The 15,585-nt window shown below is 61.6% G+C and carries 20 protein-coding genes; 5 read left to right on the forward strand and 15 right to left on the reverse strand.

The genetic code is table 11. The features are described 5' to 3' along the window. Nucleotides 1–9: 9 nt before the first annotated feature. The 4 genes from grxD to purL all read right to left on the reverse strand — a co-directional run bounded on the left by grxD (nucleotide 10) and on the right by purL (nucleotide 3,679). Nucleotides 10–345 (reverse strand): Grx4 family monothiol glutaredoxin, encoded by a 336-nt coding sequence (grxD, locus tag LB516_RS16520; RefSeq protein WP_013895877.1) that lies wholly within the window; start codon nucleotides 343–345, stop codon nucleotides 10–12. Nucleotides 346–496: 151 nt separating this feature from the next. Then, nucleotides 497–730, reverse strand: coding sequence for a BolA/IbaG family iron-sulfur metabolism protein (locus LB516_RS16525; RefSeq protein ID WP_015318146.1), 234 nt, complete (start codon nucleotides 728–730; stop codon nucleotides 497–499). Nucleotides 731–852: 122 nt separating this feature from the next. Beyond that, nucleotides 853–1,440 (reverse strand): hypothetical protein, encoded by a 588-nt coding sequence (locus LB516_RS16530; protein ID WP_224720003.1) that lies wholly within the window; start codon nucleotides 1,438–1,440, stop codon nucleotides 853–855. Nucleotides 1,441–1,447: 7 nt separating this feature from the next. Continuing rightward, nucleotides 1,448–3,679, reverse strand: coding sequence for a phosphoribosylformylglycinamidine synthase subunit PurL (gene purL / locus LB516_RS16535; protein ID WP_140787535.1), 2,232 nt, complete (start codon nucleotides 3,677–3,679; stop codon nucleotides 1,448–1,450). Between the two features lie 237 nt (nucleotides 3,680–3,916). Here purL and LB516_RS16540 point away from each other — a divergent pair, with 237 nt between their 5' ends. After that, nucleotides 3,917–4,081, forward strand: a complete 165-nt coding sequence (locus tag LB516_RS16540) for a hypothetical protein (RefSeq protein ID WP_015318143.1) — start codon at nucleotides 3,917–3,919, stop codon at nucleotides 4,079–4,081. Between the two features lie 75 nt (nucleotides 4,082–4,156). On the opposite strand, the gene LB516_RS16545 is transcribed toward LB516_RS16540, so the two are convergent. Then, nucleotides 4,157–5,566 (reverse strand): PLP-dependent aminotransferase family protein, encoded by a 1,410-nt coding sequence (locus LB516_RS16545; RefSeq protein ID WP_224720004.1) that lies wholly within the window; start codon nucleotides 5,564–5,566, stop codon nucleotides 4,157–4,159. A 92-nt stretch (nucleotides 5,567–5,658) separates the two neighbouring features. Between LB516_RS16545 and LB516_RS16550 the strand changes: the two genes are divergently transcribed. Then, nucleotides 5,659–5,910, forward strand: a complete 252-nt coding sequence (locus LB516_RS16550; protein WP_224720005.1) for a DUF1127 domain-containing protein — start codon at nucleotides 5,659–5,661, stop codon at nucleotides 5,908–5,910. A gap of 8 nt (nucleotides 5,911–5,918) precedes the next feature. Here the strand turns inward: LB516_RS16550 and LB516_RS16555 are convergent, their stop codons facing one another. From LB516_RS16555 to purC, 7 genes are all read right to left on the reverse strand, one after another. Further along, nucleotides 5,919–6,560: a Pr6Pr family membrane protein gene (locus tag LB516_RS16555; protein ID WP_140874105.1), complete on the reverse strand. Its 642-nt coding sequence runs from the start codon at nucleotides 6,558–6,560 to the stop codon at nucleotides 5,919–5,921. Nucleotides 6,561–6,567: 7 nt separating this feature from the next. Beyond that, the gene (locus LB516_RS16560; protein ID WP_015318139.1) at nucleotides 6,568–6,975 is read right to left on the reverse strand and encodes a hypothetical protein; all 408 of its coding nucleotides are present in this window, start codon (nucleotides 6,973–6,975) and stop codon (nucleotides 6,568–6,570) included. Further along, nucleotides 6,972–7,637, reverse strand: a complete 666-nt coding sequence (locus LB516_RS16565; RefSeq protein WP_015318138.1) for a glutathione S-transferase family protein — start codon at nucleotides 7,635–7,637, stop codon at nucleotides 6,972–6,974. Before LB516_RS16565 ends, LB516_RS16560 begins: the two co-directional genes overlap by 4 nt. 64 nt (nucleotides 7,638–7,701) lie before the next feature. Continuing rightward, entirely contained in the window at nucleotides 7,702–8,370 is a 669-nt protein-coding gene (gene purQ / locus LB516_RS16570; protein ID WP_015318137.1) for a phosphoribosylformylglycinamidine synthase subunit PurQ, read from the reverse strand. After that, complete coding sequence (locus LB516_RS16575; RefSeq protein WP_140874103.1) at nucleotides 8,367–8,621, reverse strand: hypothetical protein; 255 nt, start codon at nucleotides 8,619–8,621, stop codon at nucleotides 8,367–8,369. The genes purQ and LB516_RS16575 overlap by 4 nt, the downstream gene beginning before the upstream one ends. Nucleotides 8,622–8,640: 19 nt before the next feature. Then, nucleotides 8,641–8,883: a phosphoribosylformylglycinamidine synthase subunit PurS gene (gene purS / locus LB516_RS16580; protein ID WP_015318135.1), complete on the reverse strand. Its 243-nt coding sequence runs from the start codon at nucleotides 8,881–8,883 to the stop codon at nucleotides 8,641–8,643. A gap of 42 nt (nucleotides 8,884–8,925) precedes the next feature. Further along, the gene (purC, locus tag LB516_RS16585; protein ID WP_013532127.1) at nucleotides 8,926–9,720 is read right to left on the reverse strand and encodes a phosphoribosylaminoimidazolesuccinocarboxamide synthase; all 795 of its coding nucleotides are present in this window, start codon (nucleotides 9,718–9,720) and stop codon (nucleotides 8,926–8,928) included. Nucleotides 9,721–9,994: 274 nt separating this feature from the next. Here purC and LB516_RS16590 point away from each other — a divergent pair, with 274 nt between their 5' ends. Both LB516_RS16590 and LB516_RS16595 read left to right on the forward strand, forming a co-directional pair. Continuing rightward, nucleotides 9,995–10,315, forward strand: coding sequence for a DUF1476 domain-containing protein (locus LB516_RS16590; protein ID WP_015318134.1), 321 nt, complete (start codon nucleotides 9,995–9,997; stop codon nucleotides 10,313–10,315). Nucleotides 10,316–10,425: 110 nt separating this feature from the next. Continuing rightward, nucleotides 10,426–11,199 carry an HpcH/HpaI aldolase family protein gene (locus LB516_RS16595; protein WP_140823620.1) on the forward strand — a complete coding sequence of 258 codons (774 nt, stop codon included), beginning with the start codon at nucleotides 10,426–10,428 and terminating at the stop codon, nucleotides 11,197–11,199. Here LB516_RS16595 and LB516_RS16600 read toward each other — a convergent pair. Both LB516_RS16600 and LB516_RS16605 read right to left on the reverse strand, forming a co-directional pair. Then, entirely contained in the window at nucleotides 11,106–12,398 is a 1,293-nt protein-coding gene (locus LB516_RS16600) for an acyltransferase family protein (RefSeq protein ID WP_224720006.1), read from the reverse strand. The two genes, LB516_RS16595 and LB516_RS16600, sit on opposite strands and share 94 nt — an antisense overlap. Before the next feature lie 172 nt (nucleotides 12,399–12,570). Continuing rightward, a complete protein-coding gene (locus LB516_RS16605; protein WP_140616988.1) occupies nucleotides 12,571–13,119 on the reverse strand; it encodes an RBBP9/YdeN family alpha/beta hydrolase in 549 nt (182 codons plus the stop codon). 244 nt (nucleotides 13,120–13,363) lie between these two features. Here LB516_RS16605 and LB516_RS16610 point away from each other — a divergent pair, with 244 nt between their 5' ends. Then, nucleotides 13,364–14,176 (forward strand): VOC family protein, encoded by an 813-nt coding sequence (locus LB516_RS16610; protein ID WP_224720007.1) that lies wholly within the window; start codon nucleotides 13,364–13,366, stop codon nucleotides 14,174–14,176. A 49-nt stretch (nucleotides 14,177–14,225) separates the two neighbouring features. On the opposite strand, the gene purB is transcribed toward LB516_RS16610, so the two are convergent. Beyond that, the gene (purB, locus tag LB516_RS16615) at nucleotides 14,226–15,533 is read right to left on the reverse strand and encodes an adenylosuccinate lyase (protein WP_141906852.1); all 1,308 of its coding nucleotides are present in this window, start codon (nucleotides 15,531–15,533) and stop codon (nucleotides 14,226–14,228) included. Nucleotides 15,534–15,585: the final 52 nt, after the last annotated feature.

Genomic DNA, 15,585 nt, shown 5'->3' on the forward strand with positions numbered 1-15,585 from the left:
AAACTGAAGTCAGGCGGCGCCTTTGACGCTCACGCCCTTCTCGACCAGGAAGGTCTGCAACTCGCCGGCCTGGAACATTTCGCGGATGATATCGCAGCCGCCGACGAATTCGCCCTTGACGTAGAGCTGCGGGATTGTCGGCCAGTTGGAATAGTCCTTGATGCCCTGGCGCAGTTCGGCGGAGTCCAGCACGTTCACGCCTTTGTAGTCGGCGCCGATATAGTCGAGGATCTGGACGACCTGGCCGGAAAATCCGCATTGCGGGAAGCCGGGCGTGCCCTTCATGAAAAGGACGACGTCGTTGCCCTTCACTTCATTGTCGATGTAGTCGTTGATGCCGCTCATGGAATATCCTTTCACGCCTGTGGGAGTCAGGCTCGAAACATGTCCCTCAAATAAACCCATAGGTTGCCCGAAACAAGACTTTAGCCATGCCATCACCCGGATGGCGCAAAGAATGGGCGGTTTTGGGCCAAGCGTGTCGGGTGGAAATGCCTCAGTCGGGAACGCTGGTCTGCAGCGCCAGCGCGTGCAGCACGCCGCCCATATTGCCCTTCAGCGCGTCATAGACCATCTGATGCTGCTGGACGCGGCTTTTTCCGCGAAAGCTCTCGGCCACGACCTCAGCGGCGTAATGGTCGCCGTCACCGGCGAGGTCGCGAATCGTCACACGGGCATCCGGTATGCCGTCCTTGATCAGTTTTTCGATGTCGTGGGCGTCCATTGCCATTGCGGAAATTCCTGTTTCGGAAGGGCGGCGGTGCGGCGGCCCATATGATGAGAGTCGGGCAAGCCTAAAGCCTTTCCAATCCGGATTGAAGCGGTTCTGTCCAGTGTCCATTCTGTTGGTGTTCAGGCGATGGGTTCACCCGGCCCCTGCGCCGGCTCATCCTCGCGCATCGAGAAGGCGCGGCCAAGGCTGAAGACCAGCACGTAGAGCGGGAGGTTGACCGCCATGTTGGCGATCGGCAGATAGCTGGTCATTCGCCAGGCGGGCGAGAAGAACGGCTGGCTGTAACCATCGCAGACAAGCGAAGAGCCGTACTCCCACAAGGCCCCCAAAACGGCCGAGACGGCGAAGAGCTTGATGCAGGTGACGACGTGTCTCGTCCGCGCCTGGTCCGGCAGAAGCTGGTTCCAAAGCAGCAGGCAGATGATCGGAACCGCATAGATGAGGTTCTGCAGGACAAGCATCGGAAGCGTGCCGTTGGCCGCGGCGAGGAATTCTCCGCGCGTTTCCAGCCTGGGACAAACCTCGCTCGATGTCGTCGAGAGCAGGAAGAAGACGAACGGCCCGAGACACCAGAAGAAGAACAGCGACGGCCAGAAGACCACTGCAAGCAGCGCCCGGACGGCCAGTTTCTTATGATTGAGCAGGATCTCTGGACAAAACGGTTTTCCCTTTGTCCGAGAAAACCGGTTTCCACCTTTCAGGATCATGCCCTGGTCAACTGGCCTGATCCATGAAGCGCGGGAACCAGCCTTCATGGGCGGCGGTCAAGTCGCTGACCGGGATTGCCCTGGCATCGCCGAGCTTCAACGCGGCGCCGCCGGTCGAGCCGATCCACGGCGCGAAAATGCCGAGTTCGCCCTGCTGCTTGCGGATGGCGTCCCATTCATCGCCATGCGGATCGATCGACAACGTCAGGAGATAGCGGCCCTGGTCTTCACCGAACCAGACCGGGATCGGATCGGTACCGACAAGCCCGGGAACGGTCGCGCCGATGCCCGACGCCATCGCCATTTCGGCCAGCGCCACCGCAATGCCGCCATCTGAGACGTCATGCGCGGCCGTGACGATGCCGGCAGCGATCAACGAGCGTACGTGGTCGCCGACGCGCTTCTCGTGTTCGAGGTCGACCGGCGGCGGCGGGCCGTCGCTGCGGCCGTGGATATCCCTGAAATAGACGGACTGGCCAAGATGCGTTCCCCAGGAAGCCGGTGCGCCGACCAGCAGGATCATCTGGCCTTCCGCGGCGAAACCGATCCGCGCCATCTTCGACCAGTCTGATATCAGGCCGACGCCGCCGATGGTCGGTGTCGGCAGGATGCCCTGGCCGTTGGTCTCGTTGTAGAGCGAGACATTGCCCGACACGATCGGGAAACCAAGCGCCCGGCAGGCGTCGCCGATGCCTTTCACCGCGCCCACCAACTGGCCCATGATCTCAGGCCGTTCGGGATTGCCGAAATTGAGATTGTCTGTGGCGGCGAGCGGCAGCGCGCCGGTGGCGGTCAGGTTGCGCCAGCATTCGGCCACCGCCTGCTTGCCGCCCTCGTAGGGGTCGGCTTCGCAATAGCGCGGCGTCACATCGGAGGAGAAGGCCAGCGCCTTGGTTGGATGGCCCTCGACCCGCACCACGCCGGCGTCGCCGCCCGGAAGCTGCAGCGAATTGCCCTGGATCAGTGTGTCGTACTGTTCCCACACCCAGCGGCGCGAAGACAGGTCCGGTCCGCCAAGCAGCTTCAGCAGCGCATCGGCGAGGTCGGCCTGCGGGATATCGTTGGCGGCAAGCGGCGCCGGCTTCTTCGGCTCGACCCAAGGGCGATCGTATTCGGGAGCCTTGTCGCCGAGATCCTTGATCGGCAGGTTGGCGACCTCGTTCCCCTGGTGCCGCACGCGGAAGCGCAGATCGTCGGTGGTCTTGCCGACGATGGCGAAGTCGAGGCCCCATTTGTGAAAGATCGCCTCGGCCTCCTTCTCTTTTTCAGGGCGCAGCACCATCAGCATGCGCTCCTGGCTTTCCGACAGCATCATCTCGTAGGCGCTCATGCGCTCCTCGCGCACCGGCACCTTGTCGAGGTCGAGTTCGATGCCGAGGTCGCCCTTGGCGCCCATTTCGACCGCCGAACAGGTGAGGCCGGCAGCACCCATGTCCTGGATGGCGATCACGGCGCCCGAAGCCATCAGTTCGAGAGAGGCCTCCAGCAGGCATTTTTCGGTGAAGGGATCGCCGACCTGCACGGTCGGGCGCTTCTCGTCGATCTTGTCGTCGAATTCGGCCGAGGCCATGGTGGCGCCGCCGACGCCGTCGCGGCCGGTCTTGGCGCCCAGATAGACGACCGGCAGGCCGACGCCCTTTGCCTCGGACAGGAAGATGGCATCGGTCTTGGCAAGGCCCGCGGCAAAGGCATTGACCAGGATGTTGCCGTTGTAGCGGGCGTCGAAATTGACCTCGCCGCCGACCGTCGGCACGCCGAAGGCATTGCCGTAGCCGCCGACGCCGGAAACCACGCCCGCGACCAGATGCCTGGTCTTGGGATGGTCGGGCGCGCCGAAGCGCAGCGCGTTCATCGCCGCGATCGGCCGCGCGCCCATGGTGAAGACGTCGCGCAAGATGCCGCCGACGCCCGTCGCCGCACCCTGGTAGGGCTCGATGAAGGAGGGATGGTTGTGGCTTTCCATCTTGAAGACGACGCAGTCGCCGTCACCGATGTCGACCACGCCGGCATTCTCGCCCGGGCCCTGGATGACTTGCGGGCCGGTGGTCGGCAAGGTGCGCAGCCATTTCTTCGAGGATTTGTAGGAGCAGTGCTCGTTCCACATCGCCGAGAAGATGCCGAGTTCGGTGAAGCTCGGCTCGCGACCGACCAGGTCCAATATGCGCTGATACTCATCGGGCTTCAGCCCATGCGAGGCGATGAGGTCTGATGTGATCGGGACGGAATTGGAAGTGGTCATGGGCGGCGATTTATGTCCATGGAGCAGGGATTTTGAGTCTCCTCTTATCGCAAGCCTTGCGGTCGATACACCCGCCGGCTGAGGAAAAAGGCAGAAAGCAACAGGGCGATAGATCGCGGCAGGCCTTTTGGTGAGCAGCGAAAGGCGTCCACCCAGCTTTCAAGTCCCCGCAAAACCAAAATGGGGAACGCTCCGATGCCCCGGTCGTTAGGTCCCTATCACCGAGGAGACAGAATCATGGCTACCAAGCAAGGCAAGAACGACAATCGCCTCTCGGACAAGGAAGCTCTCCATATCGCGGAGACCACCGACGTTTCGCCGCGGCAGGCCAAGGAATTGGCTGAGAAGCACGGCAAGGAAAAAGCCGAGAAGGAAGCCAAGAACTTCAAGGCCGAAGGTTGATCCGGGTCTGGTTCTGACAAGTCCAGTGTCGCAAGTCGACGTCTCGAGGCAGCAGGGCGGGTGGCCGCGAACGGTTCAGGAAAAGCTGTCGTAGCCCGCGCGGCCCTCGTCCAGCAGCCGCCTGATCACCGCGACGCCGCCGGCAACATCCTCGCGCCCGCTCGGCTGCGAAACACCGAAGCGCACCCCATGGAAAACCCGCTCCGAGCGCCCCGCCTTGAATTCATCCTCATCGTCGATCAGCACGCCATGCTCCAGGCAGGCATTCTTGAACGTGCCGGAAAGCCAGGGATCGGGCAGGGTGAGCCAGACGAACGGCACCTTGTCGTGCGATCTGAATGAGAAGCCCGCCAAACTTTCGCGCACTATGGACATGCGGGCGCTGATCTCCGCGATGCTGCGCTTGCGGATTTCGCTGGCCTGGCCGGAAAGCACCAGCCGGGCATTCACCTCCGCCAGCAGGAATGGCATGCCGCCGGTCATCATCTTGTGGGCGACCCGGATGCGATGGCGATAGGCGGGCGGGCAGGAGAGCCAGCCGCCGCGCAGTCCGGCGGCGACCGACTTCGACAGGCCGCCGGCGATGATGGTGCGCTCGGGCGCGAATTCGGCAAGCAGCGGTGTCGGGTCGTCGGTCAAATGGCCGTAGAGGTCATCCTCGATCAGGATGACGTTGTAATCACGGGCGATACGCGCGATCGCCTCGCGTCGCGCCGACGACAAGGTCACCAGGGTCGGATTCTGCGCCGTCGGTATCAGGAAGATCATCTTGGGGTGCTTTTGCGCGCAGACGCGTTCGAAATCCGCCGGATCGAGGCCTTCATCGTCCGAGGCAACCAGCGCGGTGGGGGGGCCGATCAGGCCGGCGCTGCGGGAAATCTGGGAGTAGGTGAGGTGCTCGAAGGCGACATAGTCGCCGGGCGTGGTCAGGGCCGCGATCGCGGCCATCACCGCGGCGTGGGTACCGAGGGTAGGCACGATTGTATCGATCGTTGGTCGGAAGGCATTCCGCGACAGCCACCGGGCGCCGGCTTCGTACCAGCGATCCGGGAAGTCGCGCGTGTAACTTGAAATCTCATGCGGATGGTCCTGTGCGGTGCGCGACAGGACATCGGCTACAACGGCGCCCTGGCCGATATCAGGGGCTGCCGTGCTGTCGAACCGCAACTTGCCCTTGGGGGCATCGACATAGCGCGTGCCCTCCACGCTGGTGTCGGGCGCCTCCGGCTTCGTAACCCCGATGTTCTGGCTAAGCACATAGGTCCCGCGTCCGACTTCGCCGCTGACGAGACCGCGCTCGCGCAGCAACTGATAGGCCCGCCCGACGGTGCCGACCGTGGCGCCGATGTCGTAGGCAAGGTCGCGCTGTGGCGGCAGTTTTGCCCCCGCGCCGATCACTCCTCGGTCGATATCCGCCTCGATGGAATCCGCGAGACGCTGATACAGCGGTCCTGAACCGGTGAGATCTGGAACCCAATTTGTCATGGTGACAATTTTCTATATTGCACCGTTTTGGGAGTCAATACATATCGGCAGTGCACCCAACCAAGGGTGCAATTGACATTTGGCAGAAGAAAATGAATACAATCGGACCATTCCGCCATTCGGCAATCCAATTGCTCGGTCAGCCTGCTCGCCCGTCCGGGCAGCGCGGCTTCGCCGGCGGAATTGTGCAAGTGCTCAGTTCGCTGGCGAAATGGATCGACCGCCTGCTGGAGCGCCGGCGCGGCCGACTGGCGCTGCTGGAGATGACCGACGATCAACTCAAGGACATCGGCATCTCACGCTGCGACGCTCACCGCGAAGGCATCAAGCCGCTCTGGGAATAGCGGCCCGTCTACCGGGTGCCTTTGCTCCCGAGGCGCCCGATAGCGTGGTCGACGAAAACGGCGACGACGCATATCACCAGGAAAAGTGTGGTTATGGCGAGCGCGGCCACGGCGACGCTCTCAACGCCGTTCCTGGCGACATCGAGGAAGGGATAGGGCACTTCGCCCGCCAGCGGCGCGCGCGCCAGCGCATAGGCCAGATAGGCGATGGGATAGAGCACCCACCAGGAGATGTCGCTCCATCGCGTCCTGCCATCGGCGCCCGATATCAGCCACCACAGCACGAACAGCACCGGCGCCATGTAGTGCAGCAGGATGTCGCAGAGCAGGAACAGGCCTTGCGGCTGCCAGAGCCGCGCCAGAACCGTGGCATAGACGATGAACACCAGGGTGATCGAAGCCGCGACGCCCGCGCGCATCCGTGGTCCGGCAAAGGCCGGCAGCCACGCATAGAAGCTGGATGACAACAGCGAGGCGTGGACCAGCACGGCGCCAATGTTGGTCAGGATGGTGAAGAAGCTGAAATAGAACACGATCGAGCCGAGCAGGCCGCGGCCCGCTACCATCGAAGCCGGAATGGTGATCGAGAACTGCAAAGCGAGCGCTATCAGGCCAACAACCAATCCCGCGATCTGCAGGAACCGGCCCATGGCTGGCTCAGGCGGTGGCTGCGCAGGCCGGATTGCCCGCTTGCCAGCGCGCGACATCGGAGCTGATGCGTGCGCCAAGCGGGTCGTTCATCAACGGTCCGAAGACGTCGACACGGCTTGAATTGCCCTGTGCCTGCACGACCAGCAACGGTTTGCCGCCATAGTGCTTGGCCGGCACCAGAAGGAAGCGCGGCGTGCCGCTGAACGAGTTCAGTTCATTGGCCATCTGATACTGCCTGAAGGCCGGATCCTTGCTGGCGATCCAGCATTTGTGGGCCGATATCGCCACCTGTTCCATGGAGAGCAGCGCGGCGCTCTTGCCCGACGGCACGGGCGTGCTCTTGGGGCTCGATTGGCAAGATGCCAAGGCAAAGCCTGACACGGCGATCAGGGCGATCGTCCTGTTCTTGATCAAGCGGCACCCATTTCGAGTTCGGACAGAGAGATCTTCAGGCCATCGGTCATCTCGCCCCACACCCTGGACAATGCCGGATGCTGCGAAGCGATCTGCTCATAGGCATCGAATCTGGGATAGGCGTCGAGCAGGTCGTGGCGGCCGGTCATGGCGCGGAAATTGTTGAAGATGAACCGCGTCGGCGTCAGCCAGGCATCGGCGAAACTGATGTCGCTGCCGAGCGCGAAGGGGCCTTGCGCCATGCGTGCCTCGATGGCGGCCAGCCCATGGTGCAGACGGGCGAATTGGGCGTCGATCTCGGCAGTGTCGCGCTTCGGCACGAAATGCAGTTCGAAAAGCTTCATCGTCGGTGTGAGTACGTCGAGATCGACGATGCGGGCAAACATGCGCACCAGCGCGCGGTCCTTCGAATCGGGCGGCAACAGAGCCGGTTCGGGAAACCGTTCCTCGAGATATTCGGCGATCACCACCGATTCGACGATCGTTTCGCCCGAGCCGGTGATCAGAACCGGAATCCGGTTCATCGGCGAGATGGCGCGAAACGCCTCGGGGATCGGAAAACCGGGCGGCGGCGCGATGATCTTGATCGGCACGTCCTTGATATAGGCCAGCGCCCGCACGATCGAAGAGTAGGGCGACAACGGCCGCGAATAGAGTTTCATGACCGTCTCTCCCTCACGCTATGATCTTGAATTGCCGCAATTCTTAAGGTTGCGGTTGCAAACTTCAAGCGGCAATGCCCAAGGCGCCTTCGAACAGCGCTCTGCCGTCATTGCCGCCATGCGCTGCTTCTATCAGATTCTCGGGATGCGGCATCAGGCCGAGCACATTGCCTTGTTCGTTGACGATGCCGGCAATGTCGTTGATCGAGCCGTTCGGGTTGGTGCCTTCGGCATAGCGGAACACCACCTGGCCTTCGCCCTCGAGACGGGCAAGTGTGTCGGCGTCGGCAAAGTAATTCCCGTCGTGATGCGCCACCGGCGAGCGGATGATCTGGCCCGGCTGGTAGCGACGCGTGAACATGGTGTTGGCGTTGGCGATCTCGAGCTTGACCTGCCGGCAGACGAATTTCAGCGAGGTGTTGCGCATCAGCGCACCTGGCAGCAGACCGGCCTCGACGAGGATCTGGAAACCGTTGCAAACGCCGATGACCATGACGCCCTTGGCCGCCTTTTCGGCGACCGCCCGCATGACCGGCATGCGTGCCGCGATCGCGCCGCAGCGCAGATAATCGCCGAAGGAAAAGCCGCCTGGGATGGCGATCAGGTCGACATCGGGGATTTCAGTGTCGGTCTGCCAGACGGTTGCCGGCGCCTGTCCGGAAATCTTGGTCAGCGCCGCGATCATGTCGCGGTCGCGGTTGAGGCCAGGGAGAAGGACGACGGCTGATTTCATTTTGGTTCGTAAGGCCTTTGTGCTTCGGCAAGTTCGCGCGGGTCGAGACGGCGCTCGATATGTTGTAGCCAATCATCCCGGCGAGCGAGCACGCCATAGATGTTCATCACGTCACTCTCGGTGGCTATCAGATGACCGCGGATGGAGCCAAGCTCGGATTTTACCTCTCCGAGCGTCAAATCCATCCTGTCCAACCGTGATTGAATGGACTTGAGGCCTTCAAATATCAAGCTTCCATCGCTCTCGGCCATCAGTCCCTCCGGCACAACTTCAGGTAAGCGTCACACTATAATTCTCAATTACAGTGTTCGCCAGCAGCTTGTCGCACATGGCCTTGAGATCGGCCTCGGCCTTGCCCTTGTCGCTTTCCGAAAGCTCGACGTCGAACACCTTGCCCTGCCGCACTTGGCCGACGCCATCGAAGCCCAGCCCCGACAGCGCGTGTTCGATCGCCTTGCCTTGCGGGTCGAGCACACCATTCTTGAGGGTGACGGTAATGCGGGCCTTGATCACGCTGGACATGCTCCTGTTCTGAACGTTGGGGGCAAGCCGCTGTCAGTGCGGCTTGCCTTTGAGGCCATCGGTCGAGGCGACAAGCACCGGACCGGTAGGACGCGGCGGCTCGTTCTCGTTCATGATGCCGAGGCGGCGGGCGACTTCCTGATAGGCCTCGACGAGGCCGCCCATGTCGCGGCGGAAACGGTCCTTATCGAGCTTGTCCTGCGTCGCCACGTCCCACAGGCGGCAGGAGTCCGGCGAAATCTCGTCGGCCACGACGATGCGCATCATGTCGCCCTCGAACAGGCGACCGCACTCGATCTTGAAGTCGACGAGCTGGATGCCGACCCCCATGAACAGGCCGGAGAGGAAATCGTTGACGCGGATGGCCAGCGCCATGACATCGTCGATCTCCTGCGGGCTTGCCCAGCCGAACGCCGTGATGTGCTCTTCCGAAACCATCGGATCGTCGAGCGCGTCGGCCTTGTAATAGAATTCGATGATCGAGCGCGGCAGGACGGTGCCTTCCTCGATGCCGAGGCGCTTGGACAGCGAACCGGCGGCGACATTGCGCACCACCACCTCGAGCGGGATGATCTCGACTTCCTTGATCAGCTGCTCGCGCATGTTGAGCCGGCGGATGAAGTGGGTCGGGATGCCCATGCGGTTCAAATGATTGAAGATGTATTCGGAAATGCGGTTGTTGAGTACACCCTTGCCGTCGATGACCTCGTGCTTCTTCTTGTTGAACGCGGTTGCGTCGTCCTTGAAGAACTGGATCAGCGTGCCCGGCTCGGGTCCCTCATAGAGGATCTTGGCCTTGCCTTCATAAATGCGGCGGCGATTTTTCATTTGAATTTTTCTCTGGATTTGCGGACAGGCGGCAAGCGACCACTTCCTGTCCGTCCGCCTGAATTAATGCGGCGACGGTGACGTTCAATGCCGGGTCTATCCCAATCACACCGTTTGCTCAATCGGCAAATCCTTTCAATCAACCGCTTTCGGGACTGAAATGCCGCAGCGCAGCATATGACGAAGCATATTGACCGGCCCGCGACCTTTTGGTTTGTGCTTCGGCAACACACATATCCATTGCCAACGAATCGGATTTGACCGGAGGGACGCCATGAGCAGCATGAAAGACCGCGAAGAGGGCTTCGAGCGCAAATTCGCATTCGACGAGGAGCTTCGGTTCAAGGCTTCGGCGCGGCGCAACAAGGCGCTTGGTCTGTGGGCAGCCGAAAAGCTCGGAAAGTCCGGCGCCGATGCCGACGCCTACGCCAAGGAAGTCGTTGTTTCCGACATCGAGGAAGCCGGCGACCACGACGTGTTCCGCAAGATCCGCAAGGATTTCGATGCCGCCGGCGTCGAGCAGTCCGATCACCAGATCCGCCGCACCATGGACGAAATGATGGCGCAGGCGATCGAGCAGATCAAGAACACCTGATCCGGCCGCTTTCTGGCCCAATCCACCGCCCGGCCGATCCGGGCGGTTTTTCTTTGCCTTTGCGGCGGTTTCCGGCTGAAACTGCCGACGTTAACGAGGAAAGAGATTAGATGTCCCTGAAGTCCCGTCTTGCCGCAGATGAAACGCTGGTAACCGCCTGGTCGGGCGTGCCGGACGCCTTGACCGTGGAGATCCTCGCCAGGCAGGACTTCGATGCCGTGACACTCGACATGCAGCATGGCGGCCATCACGAGGACAGCGTCCTGCGCGGCCTGGCACCCGTGCTGGCCGTGGGCAAGCCGGCGCTGGTGCGCATTCCCGTTGGCCGTTTCGACATGGCCAGCCGCGCTCTCGATTTCGGCGCCGAGGCGGTCATTGCGCCGATGGTCAACTCGGTGGCCGATGCAAAGCTGTTCGCCGCGGCCATGAAATATCCCCCGCTCGGCGAGCGCTCGTGGGGTCCGACCTATGCCTTTCCCCGCCATGGCAAGGGCGACTATGCCGAATGGCTGCGCGACACCAATCAGCGCACCATGGCTTTTGCCATGGTCGAGACGCGCGCCGCGCTCGATGCGCTTGACGGTATCCTCGACACGCCGGGCATCGACGGCATTTTCCTCGGGCCGTCCGACTTCTCGATCGCCTGGACCAACGGCACCACGGTCAATTCGACGCTGGAAAGCATGATGGAGACGGTGGCTTCGGTTGCCGAGCGCACCCGCAAGGCCGGCAAGCATGCGGCGATCTATGTCGTCGAACCGGCTATCGCCGGCCGCGTCGTGTCGATGGGCTATCGCCTGCTCGCCACGGGTTCCGAGCACGCGCTGATTTCATTGGGAGCAAGGACCTTGCTCAAGGACATGCGGGACTCGATCGGATCCTGAACCAGCGGACTGCTGTCGCCAGCGTGTTGCTCAGGCCTTTGCACCGCGAGCGCCGTGGCGGCCGATCCGCCGGGTCTGATCCTGTCGAACAAAGCGCCGAGCGCCTGGACCCACCAGTTGTTGAAAGCCATCAGCGGCAATGCCGCGAGGATCGACCCAGATATCGCGGCGGCAGCGCCGAGTGCGGCGGAGTCGCTTGCCAACAGCGCCCATGATCCCAACGAGCAGATAACGGGTACATGCACGAGGTAGAGCGGGAAAGACAGGTCGCCCAGGAAACGTGCGGCCTTGCCGGAGAGCCATGACGGTGGGTCATCCATGCTCAGCACGGCGTAAACCAGCATGATGCTTGCCGGGATGGCCACGCAAGCTTGCCGCAAACCGATATCGGAAGCTGCAATATCGAGCACGGCGAAGGGCCGGTATATTCCGACAGCATCTCCTGCATAACCCAGCAGCACCAGCGAAATAATCGCCATGGCCCCTCTCACCCATCGATTCGGGCGAAATCCCATGGCGAGAAGCGGATAGAGTAGGAGGCTGGCCGGAAAGGCACAAAAAAAGAAGCTGACTTGCACCGCCAAGAATACGCCTGTTGCTATGCAAAGCCAGGACAATAGCGCCCAGCGGCCTTGGAAGAAAAAGACGATCGGGGCGAGGGCGAAGGTCAGCATGCTGCCCCAGAACTCGATCGTCATGGTCCACAGGCTGCTGTCGTAATATTTGTCGCCGTAAATGAATGTCCGCCACGCTCCTTGCAGGAATGCGTCGGAGAAACTCGCTGTCTCCCGCGACAGTACCTTTGAAGCATTGCCGAATCTGCCGAGCCACTCAGATTGAGCGACCGCCGCTGCATCCTCGAAGAAATACAGATCGAGCTTGAAGATGACACAGGACGATAGAACCACAACAAGCACGGGTCCAGCCAGACGAGGCAAACGTTTGATCGCACCCAGCCGAAGGTCTTGTGCGTCGCGGGACTGGAAATAACGCTTCACAAGCACATAGGAAGAGAGGACGAAAAACAAGTAGACGGCAGAGCCGCCATTGAAAGCGATGAAAGCCAGACTTGTCTTGAGCGATTGCGCAGCCTCCTCTTCGCCCGCCGCGGACGGCGCAAAAGCACACAAGATATGCCAATTGAGAACGATAAGCGCTGCGGCACCTCTCAAGAATTCGAGTGAAGCGTCCTTGCGCAAGCATTGACCTCTGTTTCAAGGCGAAGAATTGGCAGCCCGGTTCAAGCACGGATGATCATCCAGAAAGCAATTTCCACTGCTTCTGAATAGTTAACGCTGGCCCTCTTAAATTATTATTTATTCGAGTCCTGCAGTTTGATCGAATGCCATCGTGCGTTGATTTTGGCGCGCCTCAGAGGTCCGTCAGAAACTTGGCGAAGGTCATCGATCCCTCGGGCCAGGGGCCAAAGCCTGAATCCTCGCTGAGATGGCCGGTTTCTCCGGCATCGATGAACAGCGAGCCCCAGGCGCCGGCGATGTCCTCGGCGACATCGAAAGGGCAGAAGGGGTCGTTGCGGCTGGCGATCACGATGGAGGGAAACGGCAGCGGTTCGCGAGGATAAGGGCCGAAGGTCATCAGATGTCTTGGCTTGATCTTGGGATTCGCGACGTCCGGCGGTGCCACGAAGAAGGCGCCGGCGACCGGCTTCCGGAACTGCGGAATGGCTTGTACGGCCGCGGCCACTCCAAGTGAGTGAGCGACGAGAACGACAGGTCTCTCGGCCTCGTTGACCGCCTTGGCCACACTCGCCGTCCAGTCCTCGCGTACCGGCTTCGACCATTCCGCTTGCTCGACGCGGCGCGCCGTGGACAGTTTCGATTGCCAGCGGGTCTGCCAATGCTCAGGCCCCGAATTGGTGTATCCGGGAATGATCAGAATATCTGCGTCCTTGACTTTCATGGCGCTCAGATAGCGAGCGCGATTGCCTCATGCAACCGTTGATGGGCAGGCTTCCGGTCGCAACGGTGAACACCATGTTCGCTTTTCGCTGTCTTGTGTGAACGATGAAGATCGACGATCTCTGTCGGGAGAGAAACAGCCGTGGAGGACCGGGATTTTGGCGCTGACACGACGTAGAATGATCGGCGCCGCTGGCCTCCTGGCTTTGGGAGCTTCGCGAGACGTCGCCGCAACGGAGACAATGATGAGCGAACTGCCATTTGCCGCCACCACCCCGGTGAGCGTCGCCCGCGTCGGTTTGAAGGCGCGTGATGCCGAAAGTCTTGCCGCCTACTATCGTAAAGTCGTCGGACTGCAGGAATTGAGCCGTGCCGAAGGCGCGATCACGCTCGGCGCCGGCAGCCGTCCGCTGCTAGTGCTTGAGCCGGACAGCTCCGCCAAACCGGACGATCCGCGCAGCGCCGGCCTGTTCCATACGGCTTTCCTGCTGCCCAGCCGTGCCGATCTCGGACGCTGGATCAACCACGCCATCTCAGACAAGATCGCTATCGAGGGCGCTTCGGACCATCTGGTCAGCGAAGCGCTCTACCTGACCGATCCCGAGGGCAACGGCATCGAAATCTATGCCGACCGCCGCCCGCAGGATTGGAAATGGAACGGCGACAAGATCGCCATGGCGACCGAGCGGATGAACATTCCGTCTGTCGTTGCCGAAGTGCCGGCCGGCGATGCGGGATGGCAAGGCGCGCCGGAAAACAGCATTGTCGGCCATGTCCACCTGCGCGTCGGCAGACCGGAAGAGGCCGAAGCCTGGTGGAACCAGGAATTCGGCTTCGACACGGTCGCCAAATATGGCGGCCAGGCGGTGTTCCTGTCGTCGGGGCATTATCACCACCACATCGGCGCCAATGCCTGGCAAAGCGCCGGCGCCGGCCGCCGCGACCCCTCCCGCTCGGGCCTTGCCTGGGTCGAGATGCGTTCGGACAATGCGAGCAGCGAAACGACCCGTGAGGATCCTTGGGGCACGGTGATCAGGACCGTGCCGGGTAAGGCTTGATTGGACGTCATCACGGCACCTTCTCCCCATAAACGGGGAGAAGGAAAGCTCATGCTCCTCCGAACACCCGCTTGAAGATCGTGTCGACGTGCTTGGTGTGGTAACCCAGGTCGAATTTCTCGCGGATTTGCGCCTCCGGCAGTGCGGCTGTCACTTCCTTGTCGGCCAGAAGTTCCTCAAGAAAATCAGCGCCTTGTTCCCACACCTTCATGGCGTTGCGCTGCACCAGCCGGTAGGAATCCTCGCGTGACAGGCCGGCCTGCGTTAGCGCCAGCATGACGCGTTGCGAATGCACAAGGCCGCGAAACTTGTTCATGTTGTTCAGCATGTTGTCGGGATAGACGACCAGCTTGTCGACGACGCTGGTCAGGCGTGACAGCGCGAAATCGAGCGTCACGGTGGCGTCCGGGCCGATCATGCGCTCGACCGAGGAGTGCGAGATGTCGCGCTCATGCCAGAGCGCCACGTTCTCCATCGCCGGCAGCGCCATGGAACGCACCATGCGGGCAAGGCCGGTGAGGTTTTCGGTCAGCACCGGGTTGCGCTTGTGCGGCATCGCCGACGAGCCTTTCTGGCCCGGCGAAAAATACTCTTCCGCTTCCAGCACTTCGGTGCGCTGCAGATGCCGGACCTCGATCGCCAGCCGCTCGATCGAGGAGGCGATAACGCCGAGGGTCGCGAAGAACATGGCGTGGCGGTCGCGCGGAATCACCTGCGTCGACACCGGTTCCGGCTTCAGTCCGAGCTTACGAGCCACATGTTCCTCGACATAGGGCTCTATGTTGGCGAAGGTTCCGACCGCGCCCGAAATCGCACAGGTGGCAATGTCTTCGCGCGCGTGCACCAGCCGCTCGCGGCAGCGCGAGAATTCGGCATAAGCCTGCGCCAGCTTTATGCCGAAGGTCGTCGGCTCGGCATGGATACCGTGGCTGCGGCCGATGGTGACGGTGTCCTTGTGCTCGAAGGCGCGGCGCTTGAGCGCTGCAAGCAACGTATCGATGTCGGCCAGCAAAATGTCGCTGGCGCGGGTGAGTTGCACCGCAAAGCAGGTGTCGAGCACGTCCGAAGACGTCATGCCCTGATGGATGAAGCGCGCGTCGGGCCCGACGAATTCGGCAAGATGGGTGAGGAAGGCGATAACGTCATGCTTGGTGACGCGCTCGATCGCGTCGATCTTCTCGACGTCGAATTCGGCCGCGCTTCCCTTTTCCCAGATCGTTTTGGCCGCTTCCTTGGGGATGACCCCCAGTTCGGCCAGCGCGTCGCAGGCATGGGCCTCGATTTCGAACCAGATGCGAAACCGGGTTTCGGGCGACCAGATGGCGACCATTTCCGGCCGGGAATAGCGAGGGATCATCGGTCATTCCTGATGTATCGGAGGGATTTGTCCGCGTCCTAACAGAGGCGGG

Origin of the sequence: Mesorhizobium sp. CO1-1-7 (assembly GCF_020164885.1) — a bacterium.
Lineage (GTDB): Bacteria > Pseudomonadota > Alphaproteobacteria > Rhizobiales > Rhizobiaceae > Mesorhizobium > Mesorhizobium australicum.